The sequence below is a fragment of the Duganella vulcania genome, from assembly GCF_009857655.1.
Taxonomy (GTDB): Bacteria; Pseudomonadota; Gammaproteobacteria; order Burkholderiales; family Burkholderiaceae_D; genus Rugamonas; species Rugamonas vulcania.
Map to the genome: position 1 here is coordinate 101,570 of NZ_WWCX01000011.1, position 16,438 is coordinate 118,007.

The window sequence follows — 16,438 nt, forward strand, 5'->3', positions numbered from 1 at the left end:
CACTGGGCGCAAGCTGACAAAGTTGTAACTATCTCAGCTGGGGAAATCCAAAAAATTACAGGAGACAAATATGGCAACATCACCAGGTACCGCAAACCTGCCCGCCGGCGGCGGCATCACGCCGGAAGAACGCAAGGTGATCTTCGCGTCCTCGCTGGGCACGATTTTCGAATGGTACGATTTCTATCTGTACGGTTCGCTCGCACCGATCATCGCCAAGCAGTTCTTCATCGGCGATCCAACCACCACCTTCATTTTCGCGCTGCTGGCCTTTGCCGCCGGCTTCATTGTGCGCCCATTCGGCGCGCTGGTGTTCGGCCGCCTCGGCGACATGATCGGCCGTAAGTACACCTTCCTGATCACCATCCTGATCATGGGCGCGTCCACCTTCATTGTCGGCCTGCTGCCGGGCCATGAGCAGATCGGCATCGCCGCTCCCATCATCCTGGTCTCGCTGCGCATCCTGCAAGGCCTGGCGCTGGGCGGCGAGTACGGCGGCGCGGCCACCTACGTGGCCGAGCACGCGCCGCACGGCAAGCGCGGCTCCTTCACTTCGTGGATCCAGACCACCGCCACGCTGGGCCTGTTCCTGTCGCTGCTGGTGATCCTGGGCACCCGCACCGCCATCGGCGAGAAGGAATTCGCCGCGTGGGGCTGGCGCGTGCCGTTCCTGGTGTCGGTGCTGCTGCTGGGCGTATCGGTGTGGATCCGCCTGTCGATGAACGAGTCGCCCGCCTTCGCCAAGATGAAGGCTGAAGGCAAGACCTCGAAAGCGCCGCTGAGCGAAGCGTTCGGCCAATGGCGCAACCTGAAGGTGGTGGTCCTGGCGCTGGTCGGCCTGACCATGGGCCAGGCGGTGGTGTGGTACACCGGCCAGTTCTACGCGCTGTTCTTCATGACGCAAGTGCTGAAGATCGACGGCGCCACCTCCAACATCCTGACCGCCATTTCGCTGGCGCTGGCGACCCCGTTCTTCATCTTCTTCGGCAAGCTGTCCGACAGCATCGGCCGCAAGTGGATCATCCTGGGCGGCTGCGTGATCGCTGCGGCGACCTACTTCCCGCTGTTCGGCGCGCTGACCCACTACGGCAATCCGGCGCTGGAAGCCGCGCTGAAAAATTCGCCGGTGGTGGTGGTGGCCGACCCAGCGTCGTGCCACTTCCAGTTCAACCTGACCGGCCAGAAGAAATTCCCATCGTCGTGCGATATCGCGACCGGCATGCTGTCGCAGGCCTCGGTCAACTACACCACGCAGGAAGCGCCGGCCGGCAGCGTCGCCAAGATCAAGGTCGGCGACAAGGAAATCACCTCCTTCAACGCCACCATGACGCCGGACGGCCTGAACTTCGACAAGGCCAGCAAGGATGCCGAAGCCGCGCTGAAGAAGGAAGTCGCCGCCGCCGTCAAGGGCGCCGGCTATCCCGCCAAGGCTGACGACACGCAGATCAACAAGCCAATGATGGTTGTGATCCTGTTCATCCTCGTGCTGTATGTGACCATGGTGTACGGCCCGATCGCCGCGATGCTGGTGGAGATGTTCCCGACCCGCATCCGCTACACCTCGATGTCGCTGCCCTACCATATCGGCAACGGCTGGTTCGGCGGCCTGCTGCCGACCATCTCGTTCGCGCTGGTGGCCTTCAAGGGCGACATCTTCTACGGCCTGTGGTATCCGATCGTCGTCGCGCTGATCACCGCGGTGATCGGTGCGCTGTTCGTCGGCGAGACCAAGGACAACGACATCTACGCCCACGATTAAGCCGGGCCGGATAGCGTTACAGAGCCCCGTGTGTGCATTGCGACGATCGTTGCAATGCCACACGGGGCTTTTTTACATCTGCCGGAACAGGTCGACGTAGTTGCGGCTGACGACCAGCTGCTCGTCGCGGCCCTTGAGCTGCACCATCAGGCGGCCGCGGAAATCGTGGCGGGTGCCGGCCACGTGGCGCGCGGCGACGATCACGCTGCGGTGGATCTGCCAGAACTGCTGCTCGTCGAGCTGTTCGCGCAGCTTGCTGATCGGCGTGCGGATCAGGCTCTCGCCGTCGGCCAGGAACACGCTGGTGTACTTGTCGTTGCTCTGGAAGTAAATCACCTCGTCGATGGCGATCAGGCGCGTCTGCTCGCCTTGCGAGGCGCGTATCCATTGCAGCGATGGCGCCGGCGCCGGCGCCACAGGCGCCGCGCCGCCCAGCTGCTGCAACAGCGCCTGCAGCGTCGCCGCCGTGATGCCCCCCGCGGCCGCCGGCTCGCTGGGACGCAGCGCCGCCTTCAGCTTGCCCACCGTTTTCTCCAGCCGTTCCAGGCTGGCTGGCTTCAGCAGATAATCGACCGCGGAATGCTCGAACGCGTCCACCGCGTACTGGTCGAAGGCCGTGACGAAGACGATGCGCGGCGGCTTGGCGCCCGCCACCAGCCGGGCCGCCACATCAAGCCCCGTCATGCCGGGCATGCGGATGTCGAGGAACACCACGTCCGGCGCCTCCTCGTCGATCAGGCGCAGCGCTTCCAGGCCATTGGCAGCCTTGGCCACCACCTTCAATTCCGGCCACGCGGTTTTCAGCTGGCCTTCCAGATAGTCGCGCAGATGTTCTTCGTCATCGGCGATCAGTGCTCGGAGTGTATCGATGTCGGACTCGCATTCAAAGGCAGCATCAGGCGCACCATCATGCCGCAGGGTTGGTTTTCCAATAATTCTACCCGAGCCGCGCCGCCATACAAACTGCGCAGCCGTTCGCGCAGATTGCTCAGGCCTACCCCGCCGCCCGGCTTGGCCGACATGGTGCTGCCCAGGCCAACGCCGGTGTCGCTGATCTGCACGCACAGGTGCTCGCCCAGCTCCACCGCGCTGACGACGATCTCGCCGCCCTCCACCTTCGGTTCCAGGCCGTGCGAGATGGCGTTCTCCACCACCGGCTGCAGCAGCATCGGCGCGATGGCGAACTGGCGCAGCCGGTCCGGCACCTCGATGCGGTAGCGCAGCCGTTCGCCCATGCGCACCGCCAGCACGTCCAGATAGGCCGCGATCAGCCTGGCCTCGGAACCCAGCGTGGCCTCCTCGCTGCGGCTGGCAGCCAGGCTGGCGCGCAGGTAGTCGATGAAGCGCTCCAGCATATGCTGGGCCTTGGCGGGCTGCGGGCCGATCAGGCTCACCACGTTGGCCAGCGTGTTGTACAGGAAGTGGGGTTCGATTTGCGCCTGCAAGGCCCGCAACCGCGCCTCCGCCAACATGCGCGCGCTGGAGGCGATCAGTTCCTGCTGCCGCGCCTTTTCCATCGCTTGCGCGACCTTGCGCTCCGCGCTGCTGCTCACCAGGTACATCAGCAAGGCCACCGCCGCCGCCACCACCAGCGTCTGGACCAGTGCGTCGCGGTTGGCCATGAACTGAAAGACGCTCTTCCCGCTCAACAGCGCGTTGCCGATGCCGAGACCCAGCGGCACGCAGACCACCACCAGCGAGGAGCTGAACACCATCCGTGGCAATCCCCGCGCGCGGCGCGGCCAGCCGCCGCTGACGGCATTGGCCAGGAGATTGCCGAAGTGGATCAGGAAGCCGATCAGGTTCGTAATCAACAGCATCGGCAGCCAGTGCTTGACCACCGGCTGCTCATAGTTCGACCAATGCATCTCGACTGCCGTCAGCACCGTGGCCAGACCCAAATTCCAGATCAGCGTGTACAGCAGGTTGCGCCGGGTCGACGATGGCCAGCGCCGGAAGAACGGCATCAGGTCCAGGGGGTGCGCCATCGGCGGGGCTTGTGTGCTGCGGTGGTTCATCGCTGTTTCCAAAAATTTTCAGGCCGCCAGAAAGTTACCATGAATGCAGGGCGGCGAGGCATAAGAAAGCCGCGCCATCGCCCGCGGGCCGGCCTTGACGTTGTGTGCATCAAACACCGTCAACACCGTTTGCCGCCGCCGCGTGTCCTGCGCCACGCCAACCAGGTAGCCGTCGGTCTCGGACCGCGCGCCGCGACGCGGCACCAGCACATGCTCCTCCGCCACCCAGCCGGCGTCGAAGCGATAGCTGTCCGCCTTGCCGCTGTCGGTGTCGATCAGGTTCACGGTGTTGAAGCTGTCGTCCGGCGTGCCGGGCGCCACGCCCAGCACCGCCAGCCTGCGGTGCCGCACCGACACCACCTGCGGCGACACCCGGGGGAACTCGCTGGCGCCGAACAGCCTCGCCTCGCGCGCCTGGCCGGCCGCGTAGTCCAGCGTGAGCTGCACGGTGCTGGAGCCGTCGCGGAATGGCTGTATCTCGCCGCGCATCATGGTGCCCAGCTGGGGCAGCGTGTCGCCCTGGTGCAGCACCACGTCCAGCCGCGTGCAGGCGCCGTCTTCGAACGCGTTCCCGAAGTGGAAGACCGAGCGCGCCGGCAGTTCGAACACCTGCCGCAGCTGCAGCGTGTCCTTGGCGATGACGACCACGCGCAACGGCCGCGTGTCGCCGGCCCAGCGCAGGCTCTCGCCGTAGCTGGTCTCCCGGCCGGGCTTCATGTCGTACGGCGGCACCAGGAAGATCAGGTGGCGCGCGCTGACGGCGAAGTCGTGCACCATGTTCAGTTGCGGCACGTCGATCACGGCGGTGCGCGCCACCTGCCCGGCCGGGTCCAGGCGGTAGATCACCAGCTTGTCCGCGCCCGGCATGTTCCCGAAGTTCCACAGGCCGCCGTCGGGATCGGATTTCGGATGCGCGGAGAACGGCATCGACCGCAGGTCCGGACGCCAGGTCTTGATGCCGCGCGTCTCCAGCGTTTGCGGATCGACTTCGATGGCCGATCCGCCTTCCCACAAGGCGTACACGTGGCCAGCGAACGGCACCAGGTTGGTGTTGGCGACGTTGATGGTGTCGTTGGTCTTGACCGGCCTGCGGTCGATGTAGGTGCCGAAGGCGGGATACAGGAACTGGCCGGCCGCGGTCTCCTCGGTGAACTTCTGGGTGGCGACGAAGCGGCCGCGATGCGCGACCTTGCCGCCGCCGACCTGCCAGCGCTGCACGTAGCCGTCGCCGTCGAACCAGTGGTGATAGCGCTCGCCCCCCAGCTCGAACCGTCCGGGCCCGTTGCGGTAGAAGACGCCCCGCAGGTCATCCGGCATGCGGCCGTGGATCGCCGCGTCGCCGGACAACTCGCCCTCGATGCCGGCATACGCCAGCAGCCTTGGATCGTGGTCCAGCGCCTGGTGGAAGCGGCGGTAGGTGTCGCTGTCCGCCCATGCTGCGCCGGAGCCCAGGCCCAGCGCGGCCAGGCCAATGCCACGGGACAGGAACTTGCGGCGGCTGTTCATCGTGTGGTTCATGTTCGGCTCCCGGTCAGTGCAGGCTGACGCTTTGCACGGCGCCGTCGGCGGGCAGCGCGAAGCGCGCGGCCGCGAACTTCGGCGGACCGAACTTGCCCATGGCGTTGTTGCTGAAGGCGTAGTCCTCGGTCGGGACGCCGACCAGGTTGGCGTCCATCTTGCCGTTGCCGTTGGCGTCGTGGTACAGCGAGAAGGCGTATTCGCCGGCCGGCAGGTCCTTGAACTCGATCTGGGTGGTGCCCGCCACGGCCTGCGCCGCGGCCGCGCGGAACGGCTTCTGCTGGAAGGTTTCGGCGGAGTTGTACAGCGCGACCATGATCGTGCCATTGGCGCTGGCCACGCCGGTCACGGCGATCTTCAGGTCGGCGGCGCCGGCCGGCGCGGCGGCCAGCATCAGGGCGGATATGGTGGACAGGACGAAGGCGGCAAGGCTGGTGGATCGCATGGTGGGCTCCGGTGAGTGAATGTGGCTCCACTCTAGCCGGCGCCCCACCGCCCCGGAGGACGATGCGACGAAATGCGCGCGCCCGGCGCGAAATGCAGCCAGGCGCCGCCAACTGCAAGGGCTCAGCGCTGGCGCCCGGCCGGAATATGGCGCGAAATGATGTCCAGCATCTGCTCGACGTCGATCGGCTTGGCGATGAAATCGTTCATGCCGGCGGCAATGCAGCGTTCCTGCTCCGATTGCATCACGCCCGCCGTCATCGCCAGGATCGGCAGGTCCAGCTTGAGCTCCCGCCGTATCACGGCGGTCGCGGCGAAACCGTCCATCACCGGCATCTGCACGTCCATCAGCACGATGTCGTAGTCGTCGGAACGCTCGCGCAGGCAATCGACCGCCAGCTGGCCGTTTTCCGCCACGTCGACGCTGGCGCCGGCGTATTCCAGCATGCCGCGCGCCACCACCTGGTTCAGCGGATGGTCCTCCACCAGCAGCAGGCGCAGCCCCTTGAGCCGGTGCGTCGCCGGGTCGTCGTTGTCGTCCGCCGGCACGGCGTGGGCCTCGGCCCGCGGCAGCAGGAACGGCAGCGTGACGACAAACTCGCTACCCTCGCCCGGCTTGCTGGTGACGGCGATATCGCCGCCCATCAACTCGGCCAGGCGGCGGCAGATCGCCAATCCCAGTCCGGTGCCGCCGAAGCGGCGCGTGGTGGAGGCGTCGGCCTGGTTGAACGCTTCGAACAAACGGCTCTGCTGCTCCAGGTCCATGCCGATGCCGGTGTCGCGCACCACAAAGCGCAGGCCCACCGCATCGCCCGCGTGGCCTGCCATGCTGTTGGCCGACCGCTCCACCCGCAGCAGCACCTGCCCGCGCTCGGTGAACTTGATGGCGTTGCCGACCAAATTGATCAGGATCTGCTGCAGCCGCATGGCGTCGCCCACCAGCGCGCGCGGCACGGCGGCGTCGGTGGCAATGGTCAGCTGCAGGCCGCTGGCCGCCACATTGGCCATCATCACCGTGTTTACCGCCTCCAGCACCTCGTCCAGCTGGAACGGGGCCGGCGCCAGTTCCATGCGCCCGGCCTCGATCTTGGAGAAGTCCAGCACATCGTTCAGGATGCCCAGCAGGACGTTGCCGGACGACCGTATCATATCCACGTACTCGGCCTGCTGCGCGCTCAGCTCCGTGTTCCCCAGCAAATAGGCCACGCCCAGCACCGCGTTCATCGGCGTGCGGATCTCGTGGCTCATATTGGCCACGAACTCGCTCTTGGCGCGGCTGGCGGCGGCGGCGCGCTGCTCGCCGGCCGCCTGCATCAGCTCCGCGTTCTTGCGGTCGGTGATGTCCATCGCCATCAGGTAGGTGCCCACCACCTCGCCGCCGGCGGCGATGTCCGGCACCAGGTCGACCAGGAAGTGCACCAGCTGGCCGCGCCGCTCGAACGCGCGCTCGTAATGCAGCCGGCCGCCCTGCAAGGCCTGGTCCAGGTCGCCCAGCCAGTTGTCGGCGGAAGCGCCGAAGACTTCGGATACGGTCTTGCCCAGCATCGTGTGCGGATCGATGCCGAACTGCACCCGGTAGTATTCGTTGGTGAACAGGTAGCGCTTGTCGCGGTCCAGGTAGGCGATCAGCAGCGGCAGATTGTCGGCCAGGATGCGGGCCCGCTTCTCGCTTTCGAAGGTGCGCAGCTGGGCCGCCTCGCGTTCGGCCATCAGCCGGTAGAAGGCGCCGCTCAATTCGCCGATTTCATCCTTGCGGTCCAGCTGCAGCACCTGGATGCCGGCGCGGCTGTTCTTGATCTCGACGACATTGCGCCGCAGCCGCTGCAACGGCCGCAGCAGGCGCGCGATGCCCAGCCACGACAGCAGGCCAGCCAGGCCGGTGAACGCCATCGCGGCGGCGGCGGCCTCGTAGCGCAAGGCCCGCAGCGGCGCCAGCGCCTCGTCGCTGGGGAAGCGCGCCGCGACGATCCAGCGCGCGTGCTGCAGGCGGCGGTAGGAATAGATCCCCATGACCTGGTCCTTGTTCTCCGCCTCGGTCCAGCCCTGGAAGCCGCCGAGCGCCATTTCGGTCGCGCGGTTGGTGCCGGGCCGCTCGTTGATGCTGTGCAGCAGCCGCTTTTTGTTCGGATGGCTGAGCAGGATGCCTTCGGCCGTCATGATGAAGGTGAAGCCGGTGCTGCCCGGCTTGAGCGCGCTGAGCGACTCGAACGGCGCGTAGTGCAGCAGGTTGATGCCGCCGGCCAGCACCAGCGCCACGCGGCCTTCGCTGTCGAACACCGGCGCGGTGATCAGCACCGTGGGCGCGCCGGCCAGCTTGCTGGCGAACGGCGCCGACACCACGCCGCGCCTGCGCGCCAGCGTCAGGTCGAACCACTCCTGGCCGGCCGCGCGGAACGCCTGCTGCGGCATGGCCTCCTCCAGCGCGCCGGTCAGCACGCCGTCGGCGTCGTAGATTTCCAGGAACGAGAACTGGCTGCGCGCGGTCGGCCGCGCCTTCAGATAGGCGCGCAGCGCCACGGGGTCGCGCAGCGTGGCCGGCGGCAGCGATTCCGCCAGCGCCGCCAGCATCGCCTTCTTGCCCGCCAGGTGCTCGTCGATGTGGGCCGCGGCGCCGGACAGCAAGGCATACTGCTGGCTGCCGATCACTTCCTTCATGTCGCGCTCGGCCAGCATCAGCGCCACCACCGTCACGATGACGGTGGCGCCCAGCACCAGCAGCATGACCAGGCCGCTGAGGCGCGACCTGAGGGTGGACGGCAGATACTGTTTCAACGCCATGAGCAGCGCCACTCACTAGAAAGATGATATCAAAGTATTACATGCTGCCCCCCCGTTTGGCTATGGTTGTACTGCATAAACCCAACAAATTTGCGCGGATGGCGGCTGCCGCGCCACCCAGCGCCGCCCGGTTTCGGGGTATAGTGATTGCCACCGAGACAATCCAATCGATCGCCATGCGAGCAGGCTCCGCTCCGGCCACGCCGTCCACCGCCCCGTCCAGCCCCACACCGCTTGCGCTGGTGCTGCTGACCGCCTGCTACTACCTGATCGCCAACGCCAGCCTGATGCTGGCCTTCGCCCACACCAACGCCACCCCGGTCTGGCCGCCGTCCGGTATCGCCTTTGCCGCCATCCTGCTGATGGGCCAGCGGGCCTGGCCGGCCATCCTGCTGGGCGCGCTGGCCGCCAACCTGTCCACCTTCACCACCAACGGCCTGCCGTTCACCACCGGGCTGGTGACCGCGTCGCTGCTGATCGCGGTCGGCAATACGCTGGAGGCGCTGGCCGGCGCCTGGCTGATGCGCCGCTACACCGACACCTCGCGCCCCCTGCGCCAGCTGCAGGACGTCTACAAGTTCGCCATCGTCGCGCTGCTGGTGTGCCTGGTCAGCGCCGGCATCGGCAGCACCACGCTGGTGCTGGGTGGCCTGGTGCCGGCCGGCGCCTTCAACACCGTGGCGCTGACCTGGTGGGTGGGCGACGTTGCCGGCATGCTGCTGGTGGCGCCGGCCATCCTGGCGTGGCGCCGGCGGCGCTGGCGCTGGCCGGCCGTGCTGGAGGCGGCGCTGTCGCTGCTGCTGCTGGCGGCGCTGATCGCCGGCATCTTCGGCCGCCGCTACACCTCGGACGACGATCCCGGCTGGCTGCCCTACCTGTTCATGGTGTGCGTGGCGTGGGCGTCCTACCGCTACGGCCTGCGCGGCGCCACCGTGTCGTGCATCGCGACCGCCGGCGGCGCCGTGTTGTGCACCGTGCGCGGCCTGGGGCCGTTCGCGGTGGGCACGCTGAACGACGCGCTGATCGCGCTCGACAGCTTCGTCGTGCTGTGCAGCGTGATCGGCATGGTGCTGTGCGCCGACGCCAGCGAACGCCGGCGCATGAGCGGCGCGGTGCACGGCCGCAGCGCCGCGCAGTGGGCCACGCTGCTGGTCGGCCTGGGCCTGACGGTGGTGGTCTGGCACCTGGTCGCGCTCAACACCGAGCGCCGCGCGCGCCAGCAGTTCGACACCGAATGTGGCGACATCACCGAACGCATCAGCGCCCGCATGGCCCTGTACGAATCGGGCCTGCGCGGCGCCCGCGCGCTGTTCAACGCGGAGCCGGAACCCAGCCGCGCGCAGTGGCGTGGCTATGTCGAGGCGCTCGACCTGCGGCGCAGCTTCCCCGGCATGATGGGATTGGGCTACAGCCCGCTGGTGCAGGCGGAGCAGCGCGACGCGCTGGAGCGGCGGGTGCGCGCGCAGGGCCACCCGGACTTCCGCGTCTGGACCCGGCCGGGCGCCGCCCTGGGCGCGGCGTCCGTCCCGGTGCTGTACCTGGAGCCGTTCCAGGGCCAGAACCTGCGCGCCTTCGGCTACGACATGATGTCCGAGCCGATCCGCCGGGCGGCGCTGCTGGAGGCGGCGCGCACCGGCGAGCCGGTGCTATCGGCCAAGGTGACGCTGGTGCAGAACGATACCGGCGAGGGCCGCCCGGGCTTCCTGATGTACTTCCCGATCTACCGCAAGCAGGACGGGCCGGCGCCGCGCGTCGAGACGCTGCAGGGCTACGCCAACAGCCCGATCCGCGCCGACGACATGATGGCCGGCCTGCTCGACCCATCCGACCACGTGGTGCTGCTGGAGATTTTCGACGGCCCGGACACCACGCCCGCCGGCCGCCTGTACGCCAGCGGCAACCGCAGCGACAGCGACAAGCTGCAGTATCCCAACCCCTACCTGCGCACTGCGCCGCTGGTGCTGCTGCACCACCGCTGGACGCTGCGTTTCACTTCCCTGCCGGCGTTCGAGAATTCCATCGACCGCCAGAAGTCCCACATCGTGCTGCTGGCCGGCGCCATCATCAGCCTGTTGTTCTTCGGCGTGGTGCGGGCCCTGACCGCGCGCCAGGCCTACGCCGCCGCGCTGGCCGAGGAAAAGACCGCGGCGCTGCGCGAATCGGAAAGCTCGCTGATCACCGCGCGCGACCTGGCGGAGGCGGCCAGCCGCGCCAAGTCCGAGTTCGTCGCCAACATGAGCCACGAGATCCGCACGCCGCTCAACGCCGTGCTGGGCATGACCCACCTGCTCAACAACACCGCGCTCTCGCCCGACCAGCAGAAATACCTGGAGATGATACGGTCGTCCGGCAACTCGCTGCTCAGCATCCTGAACGACGTGCTGGACTTCTCCAAGATCGAGGCCGGACGCATGGAGCTGGCGCCCGCGCCGTTCCAGCTGAGCGCCGTGCTGGAGGCCATCGCCACCATCATGACGGTCAACTCCGGCGAGAAGGACCTGGAGCTGGCGATCGGCGTGGAGGCCGACGTGCCGCAGTCGCTGGTCGGCGACGGCCACCGCCTGCAGCAGATCCTCATCAACCTGGTCGGCAACGCCATCAAGTTCACCGAAAAGGGCTCGGTGACGGTGCTGGTGGAGCGCGTTGGTGGCGGCCAGACCGGCGCGCTCACGCTGCGCTTAACGGTGCGCGACAGCGGCATCGGCATCCCGCCCGACCAGCTGGCGCAGTTGTTCGCGCCGTTCTCGCAGGCCGACGCCTCGATGACGCGCCGCTTCGGCGGCACCGGCCTGGGACTGGCCATCTCGCGCCGCATCGCCGCGCTGATGGGCGGCGAGATCGCCGTGCAAAGCGACGCCGGCGCCGGCAGCGCCTTCATGCTGACCGTGCCGCTGCAACGCGGCGCCGACCTGCCGCAGGCCGGCACGCCGCTGCCGGCCCAGCACCTGCTGGTGGTGGACGACGACGCGGTCAGCGCCGATTACCTGTGCCGCACCATCGGCGCGCGCGGCTGGAGCTGCGAGCGCGCCGGTTCCGGCGAACAGGCGCTGGCCCTGCTGCGCGCGGCCGCCACGCGCTACGACGCCATCCTGGTCGACTGGGACATGCGCGGCATGAACGGCCTGGAAACCATGCAGGCCATCCGCGCCGCCATGCCGCGGAACTGCCCCGCCATCATCCTGATGGTGAGCGCCTTCGGCCAGGGCAAGCTGCTGCACACCGACGGCGCCGACGCGGCCAACGCGGTGCTGCTCAAACCCGTCACGATGGCGCGGCTGAACGAGACCTTGCAGCAGGCGCTGGCGGGCGCGCCGGTGGCGGCCAGCGCCGACGCCGGCGCGCCGGCCGGCCAGCGCATCGACGGCGTGCGCATCCTGCTGGTGGAGGACAATCCGATCAACCAGCTGGTGGCCAAGAGCATGCTGTCCTACGCCGGCGCCCACATCGAGGCGGTCGACAACGGCCGCGCCGCGCTCGACCTGCTGCGCACCGAGGCCCACCGCTACGACCTGGTGCTGATGGACGTGCAGATGCCCGAGATGGACGGCTTCGAGGCGACCACCCGCATCCGCAACGAGCTCAAACTGGAGCTGCCGGTGCTGGCCATGACGGCCGGCGTGATGCTGTCCGAACGCGAGCAGTGCATCGCCTCCGGCATGAACGACTTCATCGCCAAGCCGATCGACGTCGAGCAGATGCTGCGCGCGATCACCCGCAACCTGCCCGCCGCCCAGCGCGCCGCCGCCGGCCGCTGAAATTCCAACGCCCCACCCCGGTTGTGCTCCCGGAAAAATTAATGTAGTATTCCAAATGCCAGTTTAATTTCACGCGCCATCCAGTCCATCATGAACCCACTGCCCCTGACTCCCGAATCGATCGCCACGCTGGTCCACGAGTTCTACGACGAGGTGCGCGCCGACCCGGTGCTGCAGCCGGTGTTCGACGTCGCCATCGGCGACAACTGGACGCCGCACCTGGCGCGCATGGTCGACTTCTGGAGCACCGTCATGCTGGGCAGCCGCAATTTCCAGGGCAACGTCTTCGGCAAGCACATGCTGCTGAACGGCGTCACGCCGGAGCACTTCCTGCGCTGGCTGACCTTGTTCGAAGCGGCCGCCACCCGCCTGTTCAACCCCGCCGACGCGGCCGAATTCAAGACCGTCGCCCGCCGCATCGCCGCCAGCCTGCAATATGGCTTTTTCGGCGAAGTGAAAGTCGCCTCACCCCAGGAGCCGTCATGAAAACCATCCCCGCCAACGCCGCCCACTACCGCAGCAGCCCCGTCTTCACGCAGGACACCGTGCCGGCCGCCCTGCAACGCGCCCACACCACCGCCGACGACGTGTGGGGCCGCATCACCGTGCTGGAGGGCAGCCTGCTGTACCGCATCACCGACCCTTCGCAGCCGCCCGAGGAAGTGCTGCTGACACCCGAGCGCCACGGCGTGGTCGAGCCGCGCGTCGAGCACGAGGTGCAGGTGGTCGGGCCGGTGCGCTTCCAGGTCGACTTCCACCGCTAACCTACCCAACCAGGAACCACCATGAACATCGACAAATTCAAGCACCAGCATATCGACATCCTGAGCGCCATCGCCGACTTGCGGCGGCTGGTACAAACCGGCATCGCCGAACACGCGGCCGACATCTCGCAGCGCATTGTCGCCATGAGCGGCGTGATCAAGCTGCACCTGGCCGTCGAGGACCGCGCGCTCTACCCCGCGCTGGAGGCCAGCGGCAACGCGATGTTGGCCGGCATGAGCCAGCGCTACCGCAGCGAGATGGACGGCATCGCCGGCGACTACCTGGGCTTCGCCGGGCGCTGGAACACGCCGCGCCAGCTGGCCGAACATCCCGAAACCTTCCGCGACGAGGCCAACCGCGTGCTCAGGACGCTGTACGAGCGCATGAAAAGAGAAGACCGCGAGTTCTATCCCGCCATCGAATCGGCCCGCGTCGTGGTCTAGCGTTTTTCGGCCGGATTGGCCTCCCGCAGGCCGCGATGGGTCTCCTAGAATGGACGCATCAACCACTTCGAAGGAGCACGCCATGAACGCACGTATCGATTTCTACACCGCCTCGCCGGACGCGATGAAGGCCATGATCGCGCTGGAAGTCGCGGTCAACAAGCTGGGACTGGAGGCGCCGCTGCTGGAACTGGTCAAGCTGCGCGCGTCGCAGATCAACGGCTGCGCCTACTGCGTCGACATGCACACCACCGACGCCCGCAAGGCCGGCGAGACCGAACGGCGCCTGCACGGCGTGGCGGTCTGGCGCGAGACGCCCTTCTTCACCGACCGCGAACGCGCCGCGCTGGCGTGGACCGAGGCCCTGACCCAGCTGGCCGCCACCCGCGCGCCGGACGCCGACTACGAACTGCTGCAGGCGCACTTCTCGCCGAAGGAGCAAGTGGACCTGACGCTGGCGATCAATACCATCAACGGGTGGAACCGCCTGGCCGTCGGCTTCCGCAAAATGCCGCCCCCAATTGTGTCGTAAACGTCCAGCTCCAGCCAGGCCGGCAAGCGGCCGACAACCCCGTCCAAATCAAGGACCGCCTTTAGGCAAGCTTGCCGTTTGCATCACGTGATAACGCTCCCAATATGCAATTTGTTGCCGATGAACAACGGGAATGTGACAATTTGCCAGAAAAACACCCACGCCACCGCCTCTCCGGGCCACACTGAAAAAAGCGCACAACACCACATACAAAGTCGCCATTAACCTACGGAGGGGTACACGATGAAACAACCCAAGCTTGCGATCACCACCTTAGCAGTCCTCAGCGCCCTGGCCGCGTCCGCGCATGCGCAGGACGGCATGCCCATCACCGTCAGCGGCTTCGGCACCGGCGCCCTGACCATGACCAACTCCGACCAGGCCGAATTCAACCGCGTCAACCAGGCCTCCGGCGTCGGCAAGGACGCCCGTCCCGGCGTCGATTCCAACCTCGGCATCCAGGCCACCGCCAAGTGGAGCGACACCATCTCGTTCACCGCGCAGGGCCTGGTGCGCAAGTCCGGCAATAACGACCAGTTCGGCGCCGAGCTGGCATGGGCCTTCGCCAAGATCAAGCTCAACGACGACTTCTCGCTGCGCCTGGGCCGCATCGGCCTGCCGGTCTACATGATCTCCGACGTGCGCAACGTCGGCTACGCCAACACCATGCTGCGCCCGCCCAACGAGGTGTACCGCCAGGTCACGGCCGACAACGCCGACGGCGGCGACGTGGTCTACCAGCACAGCTTTGGCGACACCACCGTCACCGCGCAGGCCGCGATCGGCCGCGCCAAGGTGCGCGCGCCCGGCAACTACTACGTGGACTTCAAGCCGGTGATCTCGACCCAGCTGGTGGTCGAGAACGGCCCGTTCACCTATCGCCTGGGCCGCTCGCAGGCCAGCTTCGGCATCTACGACAACGCCAGCCTGACCGGGCTGGTCGGCACGCTGAACAAGGTCGGCCTGACCTCGGTGGCGAATGAGGTCAAGCTCACCGACATCAAGGGCACCTTCACCTCGGCCGGCATCGCGATGGACTACAACAACATCATCGGCCAGGCCGAATACGCCAAGCGCAAGACCGAATCGCGCCTGGTGCCGGACACCAGCTCCTGGTACATCATGGCCGGCTACCGCTACGGCAAGTTCGTGCCGTTCATCGTGCACGGCGACGTCAAGCAGGACAGCATCCGCGACTTCGCTTCCATGCCCACCACCGGCCCGCTGGCCCCGCTGACCGCCGGCACCAACGCCGCCATCAAGTCCGGCCTGCAATCGACCACCGGCATCGGCCTGCGCTGGGACTTCTACAAGTCGGCCGCGTTCAAGGTGCAGATGGACCGCATCAAGACGCGCGACGGCGACGGCTACTTCCTCAACGCCAAGCCAGGCTTTGCGGGCAGCACCGTCAACGTGTACGCCGCCGCCATCGATTTCGTCTTCTGAGGAGCAGCCACATGAAAACGACAATCGCAAAAGTACTGCTGGCGGCCGGCGCATGGCTGGCCGTGGCGCCCGTGTTCGCGACCGAGATCGTGGTCATCGTCAGCCCGAAGAATCCGGCCACCCGCATGTTCAGCGAACAGGCGGCCCAGTTCTTCCTCGGAAAATCGACGCTGTTCACGCCGATCGAGCACACCGACGGCCCGCTGCGCAACGAGTTCTATAAAAAAGTGCTGGACAAGGACGCCACCCAGGTCAAGGCCATCTGGTCCAAGCTGGTGTTTACCGGCAAGGCCAGCGCGCCGAAGGAACTCGGTTCCAGCGCCGAGGTGAAGAAGGCCGTGGCGGCCGATCCGCAGGCCATCGGCTACATCGAGAAGTCGCAGGTCGACGACACCGTCAAGGTCATCCTCACGGTGCAGTAAGCCCGCGCACCGCAGCACAAGGCGCCGCGAGGCGCCATTTTTTTTGTCAGCCCTCGACCACGATCGCCGGCCGCAGCCGCTTGCGCGACGCCTTCGCGTGCGGCACCCAGGCGTGGGTCTGCCAGCGGCGCCACATGATCAGGCCGCGTATCCATTCGTCGGCCGCGTAGGCGATCCATACGCCCGGCAAGCCCCAGCCCAGCACCACGCCCAGCAGCCAGCTGCCGCCGGCCAGCACCAGCAGCATCGACAGGGCGCCCGCCATCACGGGAAAGCGCGCGTCGCCGGCGGCGCGCAGCGCGTTGATCACCACCAGGTTGAAGGTGCGGCCCGGCTCCAGCGCCACGGTCAGCCACAGCAGCGTGGCGCCGGCCGCGATGATCTCCTGGTCCTGCGTGAACCAGCCCAGCAGCCAGCGGCCCAGCAGCGCGGCGCAGGCGGCGATCAGCACGCACACCACCAGCCCGCGCGCCAGCGCGACCTGCTGCGGCGTGGTAGGCAGCACGGCCAGCTGTTGGCGCGCGGCGTGCGCGAATTCCTGCATTTCTGCATATTCGC

The 16,438-nt window shown here is 67.3% G+C and carries 14 protein-coding genes; 8 read left to right on the forward strand and 6 right to left on the reverse strand.

Features of this window, described 5'->3' with window-relative positions; translation table 11 throughout:
- Positions 1-70: 70 nt before the first annotated feature.
- The gene (locus GTP90_RS10080) at positions 71-1,759 is read left to right on the forward strand and encodes an MFS transporter (protein ID WP_161083389.1); all 1,689 of its coding nucleotides are present in this window, start codon (positions 71-73) and stop codon (positions 1,757-1,759) included.
- Positions 1,760-1,831: 72 nt separating this feature from the next.
- On the opposite strand, the gene GTP90_RS10085 is transcribed toward GTP90_RS10080, so the two are convergent.
- The 5 genes from GTP90_RS10085 to GTP90_RS10105 form a co-directional block, all read right to left on the reverse strand.
- A complete protein-coding gene (locus tag GTP90_RS10085) occupies positions 1,832-2,587 on the reverse strand; it encodes a LytR/AlgR family response regulator transcription factor (protein ID WP_254451809.1) in 756 nt (251 codons plus the stop codon).
- Positions 2,588-2,607: 20 nt separating this feature from the next.
- Complete coding sequence (locus tag GTP90_RS10090; protein ID WP_161083390.1) at positions 2,608-3,777, reverse strand: sensor histidine kinase; 1,170 nt, start codon at positions 3,775-3,777, stop codon at positions 2,608-2,610.
- A gap of 18 nt (positions 3,778-3,795) precedes the next feature.
- On the reverse strand, positions 3,796-5,295 hold the full coding sequence (locus GTP90_RS10095; RefSeq protein WP_254451805.1) for a carotenoid oxygenase family protein: 1,500 nt from the start codon (positions 5,293-5,295) through the stop codon (positions 3,796-3,798).
- A 13-nt stretch (positions 5,296-5,308) separates the two neighbouring features.
- On the reverse strand, positions 5,309-5,740 hold the full coding sequence (locus GTP90_RS10100) for a DUF2141 domain-containing protein (protein ID WP_161083391.1): 432 nt from the start codon (positions 5,738-5,740) through the stop codon (positions 5,309-5,311).
- 122 nt (positions 5,741-5,862) lie between these two features.
- Complete coding sequence (locus GTP90_RS10105; protein ID WP_161083392.1) at positions 5,863-8,517, reverse strand: PAS domain-containing hybrid sensor histidine kinase/response regulator family protein; 2,655 nt, start codon at positions 8,515-8,517, stop codon at positions 5,863-5,865.
- Positions 8,518-8,693: 176 nt separating this feature from the next.
- Between GTP90_RS10105 and GTP90_RS10110 the strand changes: the two genes are divergently transcribed.
- The 7 genes from GTP90_RS10110 to GTP90_RS10140 all read left to right on the forward strand — a co-directional run bounded on the left by GTP90_RS10110 (position 8,694) and on the right by GTP90_RS10140 (position 15,880).
- On the forward strand, positions 8,694-12,272 hold the full coding sequence (locus GTP90_RS10110; protein WP_161083393.1) for a CHASE domain-containing protein: 3,579 nt from the start codon (positions 8,694-8,696) through the stop codon (positions 12,270-12,272).
- 90 nt (positions 12,273-12,362) lie between these two features.
- On the forward strand, positions 12,363-12,758 hold the full coding sequence (locus GTP90_RS10115; RefSeq protein ID WP_161083394.1) for a group III truncated hemoglobin: 396 nt from the start codon (positions 12,363-12,365) through the stop codon (positions 12,756-12,758).
- A complete protein-coding gene (locus tag GTP90_RS10120; RefSeq protein WP_161083395.1) occupies positions 12,755-13,036 on the forward strand; it encodes a TehB family protein in 282 nt (93 codons plus the stop codon). Before GTP90_RS10115 ends, GTP90_RS10120 begins: the two co-directional genes overlap by 4 nt.
- A 21-nt stretch (positions 13,037-13,057) precedes the next feature.
- On the forward strand, positions 13,058-13,480 hold the full coding sequence (locus tag GTP90_RS10125) for a hemerythrin domain-containing protein (protein ID WP_161083396.1): 423 nt from the start codon (positions 13,058-13,060) through the stop codon (positions 13,478-13,480).
- A gap of 82 nt (positions 13,481-13,562) precedes the next feature.
- Positions 13,563-14,012, forward strand: coding sequence for a carboxymuconolactone decarboxylase family protein (locus tag GTP90_RS10130; RefSeq protein WP_161083397.1), 450 nt, complete (start codon positions 13,563-13,565; stop codon positions 14,010-14,012).
- Between the two features lie 243 nt (positions 14,013-14,255).
- A complete protein-coding gene (locus GTP90_RS10135) occupies positions 14,256-15,458 on the forward strand; it encodes a hypothetical protein (protein ID WP_161083398.1) in 1,203 nt (400 codons plus the stop codon).
- An 11-nt stretch (positions 15,459-15,469) separates the two neighbouring features.
- Positions 15,470-15,880 (forward strand): type 2 periplasmic-binding domain-containing protein, encoded by a 411-nt coding sequence (locus GTP90_RS10140; RefSeq protein ID WP_117010798.1) that lies wholly within the window; start codon positions 15,470-15,472, stop codon positions 15,878-15,880.
- Between the two features lie 46 nt (positions 15,881-15,926).
- On the opposite strand, the gene GTP90_RS10145 is transcribed toward GTP90_RS10140, so the two are convergent.
- The coding region (locus tag GTP90_RS10145) for an MATE family efflux transporter (protein ID WP_254451806.1) at positions 15,927-16,438 on the reverse strand (512 nt) is incomplete at its 5' end.